This window comes from Plastoroseomonas hellenica, assembly GCF_018129085.1.
Taxonomy (GTDB): domain Bacteria; phylum Pseudomonadota; class Alphaproteobacteria; order Acetobacterales; family Acetobacteraceae; genus Plastoroseomonas; species Plastoroseomonas hellenica.
This window is the reverse complement of sequence record NZ_JAAGBB010000091.1, coordinates 1-14,698: the sequence shown is the minus strand read 5'-3', so window position 1 is coordinate 14,698 and position 14,698 is coordinate 1. Positions and strand designations below refer to the sequence as shown.

At 72.5% G+C, this 14,698-nt stretch carries 15 protein-coding genes; 6 read left to right on the top strand and 9 right to left on the bottom strand.

Going from position 1 to position 14,698, the window contains the following annotated elements:
- From GXW71_RS33060 to GXW71_RS33040, 5 genes are all read left to right on the top strand, one after another.
- Positions 1-396: energy transducer TonB (locus GXW71_RS33060; RefSeq protein WP_211858062.1), on the top strand; the 396-nt coding region annotated here is incomplete at its 5' end.
- A 19-nt stretch (positions 397-415) separates the two neighbouring features.
- Positions 416-1,453: a hemin-degrading factor gene (locus GXW71_RS33055; protein WP_211858060.1), complete on the top strand. Its 1,038-nt coding sequence runs from the start codon at positions 416-418 to the stop codon at positions 1,451-1,453.
- Positions 1,450-2,322, top strand: coding sequence for a heme/hemin ABC transporter substrate-binding protein (locus tag GXW71_RS33050; protein ID WP_211858058.1), 873 nt, complete (start codon positions 1,450-1,452; stop codon positions 2,320-2,322). The genes GXW71_RS33055 and GXW71_RS33050 overlap by 4 nt, the downstream gene beginning before the upstream one ends.
- Positions 2,313-3,392 carry a FecCD family ABC transporter permease gene (locus GXW71_RS33045; protein ID WP_211858056.1) on the top strand — a complete coding sequence of 360 codons (1,080 nt, stop codon included), beginning with the start codon at positions 2,313-2,315 and terminating at the stop codon, positions 3,390-3,392. Before GXW71_RS33050 ends, GXW71_RS33045 begins: the two co-directional genes overlap by 10 nt.
- Positions 3,389-4,204: a heme ABC transporter ATP-binding protein gene (locus tag GXW71_RS33040; protein WP_211858054.1), complete on the top strand. Its 816-nt coding sequence runs from the start codon at positions 3,389-3,391 to the stop codon at positions 4,202-4,204. The genes GXW71_RS33045 and GXW71_RS33040 overlap by 4 nt, the downstream gene beginning before the upstream one ends.
- A 165-nt stretch (positions 4,205-4,369) precedes the next feature.
- Here GXW71_RS33040 and GXW71_RS33035 read toward each other — a convergent pair whose 3' ends face one another.
- Positions 4,370-5,470, bottom strand: coding sequence for a DUF2125 domain-containing protein (locus GXW71_RS33035; RefSeq protein WP_211858052.1), 1,101 nt, complete (start codon positions 5,468-5,470; stop codon positions 4,370-4,372).
- Positions 5,471-5,541: 71 nt separating this feature from the next.
- Here GXW71_RS33035 and GXW71_RS33030 point away from each other — a divergent pair, with 71 nt between their 5' ends.
- Positions 5,542-6,105, top strand: coding sequence for a gamma-glutamylcyclotransferase (locus tag GXW71_RS33030; RefSeq protein ID WP_211858050.1), 564 nt, complete (start codon positions 5,542-5,544; stop codon positions 6,103-6,105).
- A 198-nt stretch (positions 6,106-6,303) separates the two neighbouring features.
- On the opposite strand, the gene GXW71_RS33025 is transcribed toward GXW71_RS33030, so the two are convergent.
- The 8 genes from GXW71_RS33025 to GXW71_RS32990 all read right to left on the bottom strand — a co-directional run.
- On the bottom strand, positions 6,304-6,750 hold the full coding sequence (locus GXW71_RS33025) for a helix-turn-helix domain-containing protein (RefSeq protein ID WP_211858064.1): 447 nt from the start codon (positions 6,748-6,750) through the stop codon (positions 6,304-6,306).
- Positions 6,751-6,974: 224 nt separating this feature from the next.
- Positions 6,975-8,516 carry an apolipoprotein N-acyltransferase gene (lnt, locus tag GXW71_RS33020; protein WP_211858048.1) on the bottom strand — a complete coding sequence of 514 codons (1,542 nt, stop codon included), beginning with the start codon at positions 8,514-8,516 and terminating at the stop codon, positions 6,975-6,977.
- Positions 8,517-8,750: 234 nt separating this feature from the next.
- On the bottom strand, positions 8,751-9,656 hold the full coding sequence (locus GXW71_RS33015) for a hemolysin family protein (RefSeq protein ID WP_211858046.1): 906 nt from the start codon (positions 9,654-9,656) through the stop codon (positions 8,751-8,753).
- On the bottom strand, positions 9,653-10,084 hold the full coding sequence (gene ybeY, locus GXW71_RS33010) for an rRNA maturation RNase YbeY (RefSeq protein WP_246527115.1): 432 nt from the start codon (positions 10,082-10,084) through the stop codon (positions 9,653-9,655). Before ybeY ends, GXW71_RS33015 begins: the two co-directional genes overlap by 4 nt.
- 76 nt (positions 10,085-10,160) lie before the next feature.
- Positions 10,161-11,162, bottom strand: coding sequence for a PhoH family protein (locus GXW71_RS33005; RefSeq protein WP_408901876.1), 1,002 nt, complete (start codon positions 11,160-11,162; stop codon positions 10,161-10,163).
- Between the two features lie 77 nt (positions 11,163-11,239).
- Entirely contained in the window at positions 11,240-12,640 is a 1,401-nt protein-coding gene (gene miaB, locus GXW71_RS33000; RefSeq protein WP_211858041.1) for a tRNA (N6-isopentenyl adenosine(37)-C2)-methylthiotransferase MiaB, read from the bottom strand.
- 307 nt (positions 12,641-12,947) lie between these two features.
- Positions 12,948-13,871, bottom strand: coding sequence for a lysophospholipid acyltransferase family protein (locus GXW71_RS32995; protein WP_211858040.1), 924 nt, complete (start codon positions 13,869-13,871; stop codon positions 12,948-12,950).
- A gap of 465 nt (positions 13,872-14,336) precedes the next feature.
- A partial coding sequence (locus tag GXW71_RS32990) for an energy transducer TonB (RefSeq protein WP_211858039.1) occupies positions 14,337-14,698 on the bottom strand: 362 nt, incomplete at its 5' end.

The following is a 14,698-nucleotide window of genomic DNA, read 5'->3' as shown; positions in this document are numbered from 1 at the left end:
CTGCGTGCCGGCGGGGGTGACAACCGCCCCGGCGCCGACGTGCCGAGCACCGCGCCTGCCATCGCGCCGGTGGCGAGCGTCACGCCGGCCGCATCCGCGCCCGCCGGCGGCGGCCCCCTGCTGATCACCGCGCCGCGCTATCGCCGCACGCCGACGCCCCCTCAATATCCGTCCCGCGCGCTCGACCTCGGGATCACCGGCACAGTGCTGGTCCGGGCCCGCGTGGCACCCGGCGGCGAGACCGAGGAGACGCGCGTCTGGCGCTCCTCCGGCCATCCCATGCTGGACGCGGCAGCCCTCGCGGCGGTGCGGCGCTGGGCTTTCGAACCTGCTTCCATCGGCGGCCGCCAGGTTGAATCCTGGGTCGAGGTGCCGGTGCATTTTCGCCTGAACTGAGCCGCGAGGAGGCCGAGCCATGCCCGCCATCATCGAGCGCTACCAGGACCTGGTCCGCGACGCCGGCGGCAAAGCCCCACGCGCCCGCGACGCGGCCGAACGTCTCGGCACCACCGAGGCGGCGCTCGTCGCCTCCGGCGCGCTCGGCGCCGCGACGCCGCTGCGTCCCGACTGGGGCGCGCTGATCGGCGCCATGCCCGCGGCGGGACGCATCATGGCGCTGACCCGCAACGAGCACGCGGTGCATGAGCGCCATGGCCGCTTCCGCGACGTCTCGTCAGGGCCTGGCCATATCCTGGTGCTCGGCCCCGATATCGATCTCCGCCTGTTCCCCGGCCGCTGGACGTATGCCTATGCGCTGGCGGGCGAGCGGCCCTCGATCCAGATCTTCGATCGCGACGGCGTCGCCGTGCACAAGATCTACGCGACCGATACGACCGACCGCGATGGCTGGGCGGGCATCCTCGCCGGCTTCGCGACCCCCGCCGTCGAGGCCCCGCCCGCGACCCCCGCCGATCGCCCGGCGCCGGAACCCGAGGGCAGCATCGACCCGCATGCACTGCGCACGGATTGGCTCGGGCTGCGCGATACGCACGATTTCATCAAGCTGCTGCGCCAGCACAAGGCGACGCGCCGGCAGGCCTTCGGTGCCGCCGGCGCCGACCTCGCACTGCGCCTCGATCCCAAGGCCGGTGCCGATGCGCTGCGCCTCGCCGCCGATCAGGCGGTGCCGGTGATGGTTTTCGTCGGCAACCGCAACGCCATCCAGATCCACACCGGGCCCGTCGCGCGGCTGGTCGATATCCCCGGCTGGTTCAACGTGCTCGACCCCGACTTCAACCTGCATCTGCGGGAAGCGGGCGTCGCCGCCGCCTGGCGCGTGGTGAAGCCGACCGAAGACGGCGCCGTGACCTCCATCGAGCTGCTGGATGCGGGTGGCGAGGTGGTGGCCATGCTGTTCGGCGCCCGCAAGCCGGGCCAACCGGAACTGCCGGAGTGGCGCGCCATTGCTGCCAGCATCGTCGAGCGGCACGCATCGCAGGACGCGGCGGCATGATCGCCCGGCGTGCGCTGCTGCCGGCCGCACTGCTCGCCTCCGGCACCGCCCGGGCCGCGGCCGGGCCGGCGCGCATCGTCAGCGTCGGTGGCGCGATCACCGAAGCGGCCTTCGCGCTCGGCGCCGGCGGCCAGGTGGCGGCGGTGGACACCACCAGCCGCTTCCCGCCGCCGGTCCAGGGCCTGCCGCAGATCGGCTACATGCGCGCACTCGCACCCGAAGGGCTGATCGCGCTGCGCCCCGATCTGCTGCTGCTCTCGGATGAGGCCGGACCGGTGCAGGCGCTCGCCGTGCTGCGCGCCGCCGGCCTGCCGATCGCCACGATCCGCGACGGCGCCGGACCTGGCGCGGCCGAGGCCAAGATCCGCGCCGTCGCCGCGGCGCTCGGCCTGGCGGGCGAGCCCGTGGCATCGGCGGTCGCCGCCGACTGGCAGGCGCTCGACGCGCCGATCGCAGCGCTTCCCCGCCGCCTGCGCGCGCTGTTCGTCCTGTCCGCCACGCGCGGCGCGCCACTGGCCTCCGGGCGCGATACCCATGCCGATGCCATGCTCCGCGCCGCGGGCGCCGAGAACGTCCTCGGCGACTTCGCCGGCTACCGCCCGCTCTCCGCCGAGGCCGCCGCCACCCTGGCGCCAGAGGTCATCGTGATGATGGACCACACGATCGGCGAGGCCGGCGGCATCGATGCGCTGCTGGCGATCCCGGCGCTCGCGGTCACGCCCGCCGCCGCCACGCGCCGCGTGGTGGCCGTCGAAGGGTCCTATGCACTCGGCTTCGGCCCGCGCGCGGCGCAGGCGCGGCGCGATCTGACGCGGCTGCTGCATCCCGGCATCGCCCTGCCCGAGCTGCCCGCGCGGCCATGGGCGTGAGCCTCTCGCTGGCATCGGCGCGCGGCATCCCGCCGCGCGTGATGGCGCTCGCGCTCGGCACCGTGGTGCTGCTGGCGGCGATGCTCGCCGGCATCCTGCTCGGCCCCGCGCGCATCTCGCCGGGCGGCTTCCTCGCGGTGCTGCAGGATCTGTTGGGCATCGCGCCCCTGCCCGATGCGTTCCTCCGCGACGCCGCCGTGCTTGGCGTCATCCGCGCACCGCGCGTGCTGCTCGGCGCGCTGGTCGGCGCCGGGCTCGGCGTCGCGGGCGCCACGATGCAGGGGCTGTTCCGCAATCCGCTGGCCGATCCGGGCCTGATCGGTGTCTCCGCCGGCGCGGCGCTGGCGGCCGTCGCCGCGATCGTGCTCGGCGGCACGGTGTTCGGCACGGCGGCGGGGCTGCTCGGGCTCTGGCTGCTGCCAGCGGCGGCCTTCTGCGGCGGGCTGCTCGCGACCTATGCCATGGAGCGGCTCGGCAGCGTCGGCGGCGGCGCTGATGTCGCGACGCTGCTCCTGGCGGGCGTCGCGGTGAACGCGATCGCGACTGCGCTCACCGGCGTGCTGATCTTCATGGCCGATGACCGCCAGGCGCGCGACATCACCTTCTGGACGCTCGGCTCCCTCTCCGGCGCGCGCTGGGCGCATCTGCCGGTGCTGCTGGTGCTGGTCGGGCTGCCCATGCTGATCCTCTGCACCCTGGCGCGTCCGCTGAACGCGCTGATCCTGGGCGAGGCGGAGGCCTTCCATCTCGGGCTCCGCGTCGACGCCGCGAAGCGCGCCGCGATCCTGCTTTCCGCCGTCGCGGTCGCGGCCGGCGTCGGCTTCACCGGGCTGATCGGCTTCGTCGGCCTGGTCGTGCCGCATCTGCTGCGCCTGGGCTTCGGTGCCGATCATCGCATCGTGCTGCCGGGCTCGGCGCTGCTCGGGGCGGCGCTGCTGATCCTCGCCGATCTCGCAGCGCGCAGCCTGGCCGCTCCCGCCGAATTGCCGGTCGGCGTGGTGACCGCGCTGCTCGGCGCCCCCTTCTTCCTCTGGCTGCTGCGGCAGCGCATGGCTGGGGCCGGGCCGTGATCGCCGCCGAGAGCATCGGCTTCAGCGCCGGCGGCCGCGTTCTGCTGGCCGACATCACGCTGACGCTCGTCCCCGGCGCGGTGCTGGCCGTGATCGGCCCGAACGGCGCCGGCAAGTCCACGCTGCTGCGCCTGCTGGCCGGCGAACTGCGCCCCAGCCGCGGCAACATCACGCTGGATAGCGTGCCACTGTCCGCGATGGCGCCGCTCGCACTCGCGCGGCGGCGTGCCGTGGTGGCGCAATCCGCCGCCCTCGCTTTTCCGATGCGCGTGCAGGAAGTCGTGGGCCTCGGCCGTCTGCCCTGGCATGGCAGCCGGGCGGCCGTACGCGACGACGCCGCGACCGGCGCGGCCCTGCATCGCGTCGGCATCGCGCATCTCGCGCGGCGGCAGTACCAGACCCTCTCCGGCGGGGAGCGCCAGCGGGTGCAGCTCGCCCGCGCCTTCGCCCAGCTCGACGGCGCCGCGCGCCCGGCGGCGCTGCTGCTCGACGAGCCGACCGCGAGCCTCGACGTCGCCCATGCCGCGGCGTTGCTGCGCGCGCTGCGCGCGCTCGCCGCCGAAGGCATCGCGGTGCTGGCGGTGATGCACGACCTGAACGAGGCACACTTCGTCGCCGACCGCGTGCTGGTCCTCTCGGAAGGCCGTCCCGTGGCGCTCGGCCCGCCCGAGGAAGCACTGGCTCCCACGCTGCTGGCACCGGTCTACGGCCTGCCCTTTCAGGCCCTGCCCGACGGCGGCCTGCTGCCGGAGTATGGTGCGATTCCCGGAAGGGGCTTTGCCCCTCCCGGCCCCACCCCACCAGGAGGCTAGAGCCTCCTGGACCTGCTTCATTTGGTGCCCTGATTGCGAAGGGGCCTCCCGGCGCTGCCGGGAGGCCCCTTCGCAATCAGGGCTCTAAAAATGATCGGGGTGCAGGGGCCCTAGGCTCCTGCCGGGTGAGGTCCGGAGAGGGCAGAGCCCTCTCCGGGGGCACCCTCACCGCCGTCGCGGCAGGGTCGGGTCCTCGGTCGGCTCCGCGCGGCGTTCGCGCGGCCATTCGACCGCCTGCAGGCGCAGCACCGGCACCCGTGCCACGGTCACCTGGCGCTCCTGCAGGGTCAGCGGCAACTCCACCTGTGGCGGCCCCCCGTCTTCGGCCGGGCGCTGCAGCAGCATCACTGCGGCGGTCGCGGTGCCGGCGGCGCGCGGCGTCAGCACCCCGGCGACGGAGAGCGCGCGGATCGCCTCCCCGGCGCCGGCGACGCGCAGCGTGGCGGTGCCCATGGGCTGGAGGGTCTCGTCCAGCGTCAGGGTCGCCGTCGCGCCGCCGCTGACCGGTCCCCAGCGCAGGTTCAGCGACCGCAACTCCAGCGTGCCGCCATTGTCCCGCCACTGCTCGGCCCGGGCCACCGGGTCGCGGCCGCCGGGCAGCGGGCCGGTCAGCACCGCTTCCGCCGCCAGGCTCTCGATCCGGCGCCCGAAGGCGCCGAGCGCCGGCTGCGCCGCGACATCGGGGGGCAGATCGAGCGCTTCCAGCGTCAGGGACAGCGTCAGGGCGGGCTCGGCCTCCGTCGCGGTGGTGCGGGTCTCGATCCCGATGCGCGCGTTCTGCAGGTCCAGCGGGCCGGCGGGGGTCGACATCCGCAGCCGCTCGGCGAGGAATTCGCCTTCGCGGAGCGGCACGCCGGATTCCAGCGGCAGGGTCGCGTCCAGCCGATCGGCCGCGAAGGGCAGCTCCACTGTGCCGAAGCGCAGGCGCTGCCGCCCGCGAGCCTCGAGGACCACTTGGTCGAGGCGCGGCGGCGCGACGCGCAGCACAAGCGCCTCGGCCTGCCATTCGGCGTCGCCGGGCAGCGCAGGACCGGTCGCGACGACGCGCAGGCCGGGGATGGTCAGCGTCGCCGCCAATGGCCATCCGCCACGGATCGGGGGCGCGTGCTCCACGACCCAGCCCAGGGCGCGTCGCTGTTCCACCCAGGCGGCGAAGCCCCGATCGAGCTGGCCACCCATCCAGCGCCACAGCACGGAGTGCGCGGCGGCGAGGCCGGCGAGCAACAGGAAGGCGGCCAGCACGGCACGCATCGGCTTGGCGGTCATGATGGCGGCCGGTATAGCCGCAATGTGGTGACCTTGCGACGGCCGGCGGCGATGCGCCGGGACCTCTCCCGATGGTGACGGCGGCACTGCCGCTCGATGCCGATGGGCATCTTTACGTGTTCGGCTATGGATCGCTGATCTGGCGGCCCGGCTTCACGCATGTCGCGGCGGTGCCGGCGCTGCTGCGCGGCTTCCATCGCCGCTTCTGCCTCTGGAGCCATCGCTATCGCGGCACGCCGGAGGCGCCGGGCCTGGTGCTGGGGCTCGATCGCGGCGGTGCCTGCCGCGGCGTCGCCTTCCGCGTCACGCCTGCCGATGCCGAGCAGGTGCTGGCCTATCTGGACGACCGCGAGCTGCCGGATGGGGCGGAGATCGTCTATGATCGACGCGTGCTGCCGGTGCGGATGCAGGGAGCGACGGCGCCGGTGCGCGCCGTCACCTATGTCGCGCGGCGCGGCAGCCCGCATTATTGCAGCCCGCTGACGCCGGAGGCTGCGGCGGCGATCATCGCGCGTGGCCGCGGCGAGACCGGCAGCAACCGCGAGTATCTGTTGAACACGCTCACGCATCTCGGCGCGCTCGGCCTTCGCGATGACGCGCTGACGCGCATCGCAGCCCTGCTGCCGCCGGAGTGACGCAGCCTCAGAAATGCGGCCGCAGGCCGCCACTGGTTTCTGCGGAGCGAGGCGAAGCCGATGCTCCGGGGCCGCGAATGCGGCCCCGCGCGCGACCATCAGCCGCGCTGGGCGCGCCCTGACAGCGCGCAAGCCAAGCGCGCGGATGCGCGCGCCGGCGCCTGAGGCTTACAAAGACTCCGATTGATCGCTCAGCGATCAATCAGTTGGTGAGAGCGTCTTGATCAGGTCGAAGACGCGCTTGCGGATCGAAGGATCGGTGATCCGGTAATAGGCGCGCACCAGCTCCAGCGTCTCGCGCCGATGCAGGGTATCGTCATCGAAGCCGTCCTGCGGCTCGGCGAAGCCGGCGACCGCGGCGCGCGTGGCGCGGCCGCCGGGCACCCCCTGCATGTCGTCGAAGAAGAACCCGATCGGCACGTCCAGCACGCGCGACAGGTCGAACAGCCGGCTGGCGCCGATGCGGTTCACGCCACGCTCATACTTCTGCACCTGCTGGAAGGTGAGGCCGAGCGCCTCGCCCAGCTTCTCCTGGCTCATGCCGAGCAGCGTCCGGCGCAGCCGCACGCGGCTGCCGACATGAACATCGATGGGGCTCGGCCGGTGTTCCCGCTCACCGCGCTCAACAGCCTCATCACCGACCATCATCATCGCTCCGCCTCGCATGCTTTCGCACCCCAGCTTCGCCTGGCATCGATCGGAGGCTTCCTATCGACGAGGCAATGAATCGCCCGCACGCGGACGTTGTGCGTCATAATTCCGCACGACTTGTTCGATAGCGGATCATCCACAAAACGTCAACTCTTAAAATCTATTCTCAATTTTTTAGATAAAACTGACCTCACCTGCGTTGCAGCCGCCAGGCCGGTTCATCGTCCGCCGCCAGGCCGGCCACGCCGTGCGAGAACAGCGCCCGCAACGATTGCCAGAAGCGCGAGTAGTGCCGGCAATGCAAGCCCTATTCGCGCGAAGAATGTCGGCGCGGCAGGCGCGGGCAGCGGTGCGGCGACCACGCCCATCGCGCCAAGCGCGAGCGACGCCACCTCCCGTCCCCGCGCATCGAAGACGGCGGAGATGCCGGTCTGCGCAGCGCGCGCCACCGGCAGCCCCTCTTCCACCGCGCGGAGCCGCGCCGTCGCGAGATGCTGGTAGGGGCCCGCCGAATGGCCGAACCAGGCGTCGTTGGTCACGTTCAGCAACCATTGCGGGCGCTCGGCGCCGACAACCGCGCCGGAGAAGATCACCTCGTAACAGATCAGCGGCGAGAAGCCCGGCAGCCCGGCCGGCGCCATCGTGACCCGCCCCGGCCCGGGCGTGAAGTCGAAGCCGCCCTGCACGATCCGGATCGGCAGCAGGCCACGCAGCGGCATGTATTCGCCGAAAGGAACCAGATGCGCCTTGTCGTAGCGCCCGGCCACCGCGCCGTCTGGCGTCATCGCGACCAGGCTGTTGAAGACATGCAGCGGCCGCTGATCAGCGCCCCATTCCACCGTTACCGCACCGGCCAGCAGCGTCGCGCGCTCATGCAGCACCTGCGCGGCCGCGGCCCGCGCCTCGGCATCCTCGGCGAGTCGGAAGGGGCTCGCGCTTTCTGGCCAGATCACCGCGACGCGCGCACCCGGCGCCTCCGCCTCGATGTCGCGCAGCCCGGCGGCCGTCAGTTCCAGGTAGCGCTGGAAGATCGGCACCCGCGCATCGGCGCGCCACTTCACGTCCTGCGCGACATTGCCCTGCACGAGCAGCAGGTGCAGCGGCTGCGGCGGCGGCTCCTCCGGCCAGAGCCGCACCACGCCGAGCGCCGCGAAGCCCGCCAGCGCCGCGATGCCGCCCGCCATCGTGCGCCGTCCGAGCAACGGCAGCCCCGCCAGGATGATCGTCGCCAGCGACAGGCCGTGCACGCCGATGAAGGCCGCGGCCTGCAGCGGCAGCGCGCCGAAGGCCCAGACGCTGCCGATCAGATTCCAGGGAAAGCCGGTGAACACCACCCCGCGCACCATCTCGGACAGCACCCAGGCGCCGGCGAAGACCAGCAGCCTCGGCCAGCCTGGCCTGACCAGCCTGGCCACCGCCGCAGGCGCCGCGACGAAGAGGCCGAGCGGCAGGGAGAGCGCGGGCACGGCGATCGGCACCAGCCACCAGAAGCGATCGACCTCGGTCAGGATCGCGTAGGTGATCCAGTAGAGGCCGCCGGCGAAGAAGCCCCAGCCCCAGAACAGCCCGATCACCGCTGCGCGCTTCCAGCCCGGCGCAGCGCCCACCATCAGCAGCAATCCGGGAACGGCCAGCAGCAGCACCGGCACCGCATGCACCGGCGGCAAGGCCAGGGCGGCGAGCAACCCGAGCCCGAAGGCGGTGGCGAGGGCACGCCAGCCCCGCCGGGTGGCGAGGTGGAAGAAAAGGGAGCGGATCACGCGCTGGGGTTAGCGGTGCCCCGACGCGGCGTCCAGCGCGCGTCGGAGATTCTTATACCAGCGGCCTTGATCGTTGATCGATCAAGGCCCCCTCAGACGCCGGGCGCAGGCCATCCGGCCGGCTTGGCGTCGTGCGAATAGCACGCCTGCGGCGTGACGCCGGACGACCGGCGGGCCGCATTCGCGGCCTCGGACCGGTCGAACGACCGGTCCGTTGGTATTACGGTCGTCGATCTACTCCGCCGCCTGCGCGCGTTCCGGGCTGCCGGGGCGGCGGACGCGCACGCGCCGGATGCGGCGCGGATCGGCCTCCAGCACCCGGAACTCCAGGCCGGAGGGATGCGACACGAGTTCCCCCTTCGCAGGCACCCGGCCCGCGAGGGTGAAGACCAAGCCGCCCACGGTGTCGATGTCGGCACCGCGCTCCTCCTCGGTCAGCACCTCGCCCAGCCGTTCCTCGAAGGCTTCGACGGGCGTGCGCGCGTCCATTTCGAAGGCACCGTCGGGGCGTTCGATGATCTGCGGCGCCGCCACCTCATCATGCTCGTCGGCGATGTCGCCGGTGATGGTCTCGACCAGATCCTCGATCGTCACCAGCCCGTCGATGCCGCCGTATTCGTCCACTACCAGCGCCAGGTGCACGCGCGCCTGGCGCATCTGCAGCAGCAGATCGAGCACCGGGACGGAGGGCACCACCAGCAATGGCCGGCGCAGCATCGCCTGCAGGCTGAACGACCCGTTCTGCCCGACCGCGGCGAAGACGTCCTTGATGTGGACCATGCCCACGATGTCGTCGAGGTTCTCGCGGAACACCGGGTAGCGGCTGTGGCCGTCGCGCTGGATGAAGTCGATCGCCTGGTCGAGCGTCAGGTCAATCGGCATCGCCATGATGTCGGCGCGCGGGACCATGACGTCATAGGCCGTCTTGCCGCGCAGCTTCAGCACATTGCCGAGCAGCGCCCGCTCATGCGGATCGAGGCCGGTATCGGCCAGCGCCACCTCACCGGCGCGCGGCGGCGCCTCCCGCGCCTCGATCAGCTCCTCGACGCGGTCGCGGACGCTTTCGGCCGCTCGCCGCCGCAGCAGGCTCTGCAGGCGCCAGAACAGCCCGTTACGGGTGATGTCCTCATGGCCGCTCATGTCAGCCCCCGCCAGGGGTTGGGCAGGCCGAGGCGGCGCATCACCCGCGCCTCCGCCCGCTCCATCCGGCGCGCCTCGCCGGCCAGGATGTGGTCATGGCCCGTGAGGTGCAGCGCGCCATGCGCGACCAGATGCGCCAGATGCGCATGGGTGCGCCGCCCGGCGCCTCGGGCTTCCCGCCTGACGACGCCGAGCGCCAGCGCGACGTCGCCGAGATGCCGCGGCATCCCGGAGGGGAAGGACAACACGTTGGTTGGTTTGGCCTTGCCGCGATAGCCACCATTCAGGCGCCTCAGCGCCCGGTCATCGGCCAGCAACACGGTCATCGCGCCTGTCCGGCCCGCCTCTGCGAGGGCGGCCAGCGCGGCACGGCGGGCGAGATGTTCCACCCGCTGCACGGCGGCGCGCCATCCGGGCGCCGCGATCATCACGGAAACCTCGTTCTTCGAGGTTCCCGACCGGAGCCCGGCCACCGGACGCGCGTTGCGCCCTCGGCCGGGACGGCTACTTCCCGGTTCCATCTGTCTCCTTCTTCCCCCGGCGTTTGCCGTCTCGCCCGGCGGCCTTGTCGGCCTGGCCATAGGCGGCGACGATCCGGGCCACCAGGGGGTGCCTTACCACATCCTTCTCGGAAAAGCGCGTGACACCAATGCCGGACACGCCGTCCAGGATGCGCAAGGCCTCGACCAGGCCGGAAGCCTGCCCGGGCGGCAGGTCCACCTGGGTCGGGTCGCCGGTGACGACCATCCGGCTGCCCTCCCCCATCCGGGTGAGGAACATCTTCATCTGGGCGGCGGTGGTGTTCTGGGCTTCGTCCAGGATCGCGTAGCAATGCGCCAGCGTCCGGCCGCGCATGAAGGCGAGCGGCGCGATCTCGATCTCGCCCGCCGCGATCCGGCGGTTCACCTGCTCGGCCGGCAGCATGTCGTGCAACGCGTCGTAGAGCGGGCGGAGATAAGGGTCGACCTTCTCCTTCATGTCGCCGGGCAGGAAGCCCAGCCGCTCCCCGGCCTCGACCGCCGGGCGGCTCAGCACGATGCGGTCCACCCGGCCGGCCTGCAGCAGCGCCACGCCCTGGGCGACCGCCAGATAGGTCTTGCCGGTGCCGGCCGGACCGACGCCGAACACCATGTCGTGCCGCGCCAGCGTCTCGATGTAGCCGGCCTGGGCCGCGGAGCGCGGCGCGATCGCGCCCTTGCGGGTGCGGATCGCCGGCAGGTCGGCCAGCGGCAGCCGGGGCTCGCCCAGTTCGGCCGCGTCCTCGGCCAGGCGGAGCGCCGCCTCGACCTCGGCAGTGCCGACATGCTGCCCACGCTCGAGCCGGGTCCAGAGCGCGAGCAGCGCCGCCTCCGCCATTTCCGTCCGGTCCGGCGTCCCCGCGATGGCGATACGATTGCCGCGGGAGGTCAGCCGCACCCCCAGCACCTGCTCCACCCGCGCCAGATGCCGGTCATGCTCCCCGTGGAGCAGCGCCAGCAGCGCATTGTCGTCGAATTGCAGCGTCACCGATCGCTGCTCAGGGGGAAGGCCGGGACGGAGGGTCCTGGCCTCGCCAGGGCGGACGGATATCGCGGGCGCGTGGGTCAAGCGGCTCTGATCTCCTGGTGTGAGGGTGGTGCCTTCGCCGCGCCGCCGAGCCATTCGGCGGCGAGGGAATTGGGGTGGCCGGCGGTGATCCGCACCGGCACGATCTGACCCGCGAGCTGCGCGGGGCCGTCGAAATGCACCGGCTGCAGCCAGGGCGAGCGGCCGGCCATCTGGCCGGGGTGGCGCGCCGGGCCGGTGCAGAGCACCTCCATCACCGCGCCCGCGCGGGAGCGGTTGAATGCTTCCTGCTGGTCGCGCAGCAGGGCCTGGATCTCCGCCAGCCGCGCATCCTTGACCGCTTCCGGCACCTGCGGCCCGGCACCGGCGGCCGGCGTCCCCGGGCGCGCGGAATACTTGAAGCTGAAGGCCTGGGCGAAGCCGACCTCCCGGATCAGGGCGAGCGTCGCCGCATGATCGGCATCGCTTTCGCCCGGGTGCCCCGCGATGAAGTCGGAGGAGAGTGCGATGTCCGGCCGCGCCGCGCGCAGCTTCTCCACGACGCGATGGAAATCCGCGGCCTTGTGGCCGCGGTTCATCGCCTGGAGCATGCGGTCGCTGCCCGACTGCACCGGGAGGTGCAGGAAGGGCATGAGCTGCGGCAGTTCCCCATGCGCCGCGATCAGGTCCTCATCCATGTCCCGCGGATGGCTGGTGGTGTAGCGCAGGCGCGCCAGGCCGGGGATTGCGGCGACCTCCCGCAGCAACCACCCCAGCCCCCATTCGCGGCCGTCCGGACCCGCCCCATGATAGGCGTTCACATTCTGCCCGAGCAGCGCGATCTCCCGCGCCCCGCCGGCGACCAGCCGCCGCGCCTCGGCCAGCACCTGAGCCGCGGGGCGGCTGAACTCAGCGCCGCGGGTGTAGGGAACGACGCAGAAGGAGCAGAACTTGTCGCAGCCCTCCTGCACGGTCAGGAAGGCGATCGGCCCGCTCGGCGCCGCCGTCTCCGGCAGGTGGTCGAACTTGTCCTCGGCGGGAAAATCGGTCTCGATCACCGCGCCAGCCGCGCGGCTGACGCGGGCTACCATCTCCGGCAGGCGGTGATAGGTCTGGGGGCCGAGCACGATGTCCACATAGGGTGCGCGGGCGGTGATTTCCGCCCCCTCGGCTTGGGCCACGCAGCCGGCGACCGCCAGGATCATGCGTTCGCCACGGGCCGCCTTCTCCTCCTTGACGCCGCGCAGCCGGCCAAGGTCGGAAAAAACCTTCTCCGACGCCTTCTCCCGGATGTGGCAGGTGTTGAGGATGACCATGTCGGCCTCCTCCGGTAGCTCGGTCGGCGCATAGCCGAGCGGCGCCAGCACATCCGCCATGCGGGCGCTGTCATAGACATTCATCTGGCAGCCCCAGGTGCGGATCAGCAGCCGCTTCTTGGGGGGGGAGGCGTCGCTCGGCATCACAGAAAGCACTCCGCTCGACCCGGGCCCGGCATGGCGCGGGAGGAAACGGTGGAGATGCGCGGGCACCGGCTCAGGGTCAAGCGACTCGACGTGTCATGCCCCGAATCGTGCGGTTTCGCAGGCGGCAAGGTCAAGCATGGCGGAATGACAAGGCGGGGGCAGATCCATGAGGGGAGCGGAGCGGTCACGGACCGGTCCGAGGCCGCGCATGCGGCCCGCCGGCAGTCCGGCGTCCGGCCGGGGCGTGCTCCGGCACGACGCGTCTGAGGGGCGGTGGGCGCTGGCGCTCACTGCCGGCGATGAGTCATGCGCTCAGCACAACAGGCGTGCGGTTCTGGCGAAGCTGCGCGGCGCCGGCGGCGACCACCGCTTCCACCCGCTGGGTCAGCACCTTGCGGTCGGTGATGTCAGCCGGGTCGAACGGCGCATGCAGCAGCAGCGTGGCGCGTGCCCCGGACCGCCGGGCGATGCGCCAGAAATGGCTGCCGATATCCATGTCGCCATACCAGGCAAAGAGCGGCCGGTCGCGCCGGCAGGCCGGCAGGCCGCCCAGCCGGTCATAGACCAGCGACACCGGCTGCACGAGCCGCGCCTCCGCCGCCACCGCCAGGAAGGCGCTGCGGAAGGGCAGTGTGCGGGTGCCGTCGTTGGAGGTGCCCTCGGGGAACAGGATCAGGTTGTCGCCATCGGTCAGACGCTCGCGCATCGCATCCGCTTCGCGCCCCATGCTGCCGCGCCGGCGGCTGACGAAGACGGTGCGGCCGAGCCGTGCGATGGTCCGCACCACCGGCCATTGGCCGACTTCGGACTTGGCGACGAAGCAGGCTTCTATCACGCCGCCGAGCACCAGGATGTCGAGCCAGGAGGTGTGGTTGGACAGGAACAGCACCCGCCCGCCGCGCGCCGGTTCCCCCACCACCTGCACGCGGAGGCCGATCAGGGTGCAGAGCACGCGGTGGTAGACCCGTGCGAAGACCACTTTCGGTCGGCCCGGGAGCAGCAGCAGCAGCATCTGGATCGGCGCCGCGATCAGCGTCCAGAGCAAGGCGCTGGCGATGCGCCGCACCGCGCGGACGCGGCCGCCGAGCGGGCGCGGCTCCATCACATCGCCCCAGATCGGGGTGCGCAGCCAGGGGCGGAAGCGCAACGGTGAGCGACGACGGCCATGGGCCCCGCCAACCGGGGCAGGCGTCGGTACGTCGCTGCCGGGAACGGAGCGCAGGGCCATGTCCATAGGATGACGGGTTAGCGTGCGCCCGGCGTCAGGGCAATGAAGCCGGCATAACCATTGGATGACAGCAATATTGTCCTCAAGCGCCGGCGGCCGCATCCGCGGCCTTGGCTACGCGCCGTCGGCGGAGCACCGGCGGATAGGGTTGGTCGCGCGCGGGGCCACATTCGCGGCCCCGGTCTGCATCGGCTGCCGCCTCGCCGCCCGCCGAGACAGGTGGCGGCCTGCGGCCGCGTGGCCCTCGCCTTCGAAGCCTCGGCGAAGGAGGTGCATCCGCGGCCTTGGCTACGCGCCGTCGGCGGAGCACCGGCGGATGGGGTTGGTCGCGCGCGGGGCCGCATTCGCGGCCCCGGTCTGCATCGGCTGCGCCTCGCAGCCCGCCGAGACAGGTGGCGGCCTGCGGCCGCGTGGCCCTCGCCCTTCGAAGCCTCGGCGAAGGAGGGTGCGGCCGCGAGGTGTGTCTCAGCGAATCGCGAAGCGGACCGGTACGGTCAGTTCCAGCGTGCCGCCGGCCATCATATCGGCCGGCGGGGCCGGTAGGGGCGAGGCGGCCTGGACCATGGCGCCGACCGCCTCGTCGAGCGCCGGGTCGCCGGCGCTCTGGACGATCCGCCAGGACAGCACCCGGCCATCGCGCCCGAGCACCATGCGCAGGATCGCCTGGCCCTGGGAGCGGCGGGCCCGCGCCTCGTTCGGGTAGCGCTTGTGCCGCTCCAGCGCCGCGGCGAGCGAACGCAGGTAATTCGGGCTCGGCGCTGCGGCGGGCGCCGGCGCCGGGGCTGGCGGCGACGGGGAAGGCTCGGCCGGCGCGACCGCGGCGGGCG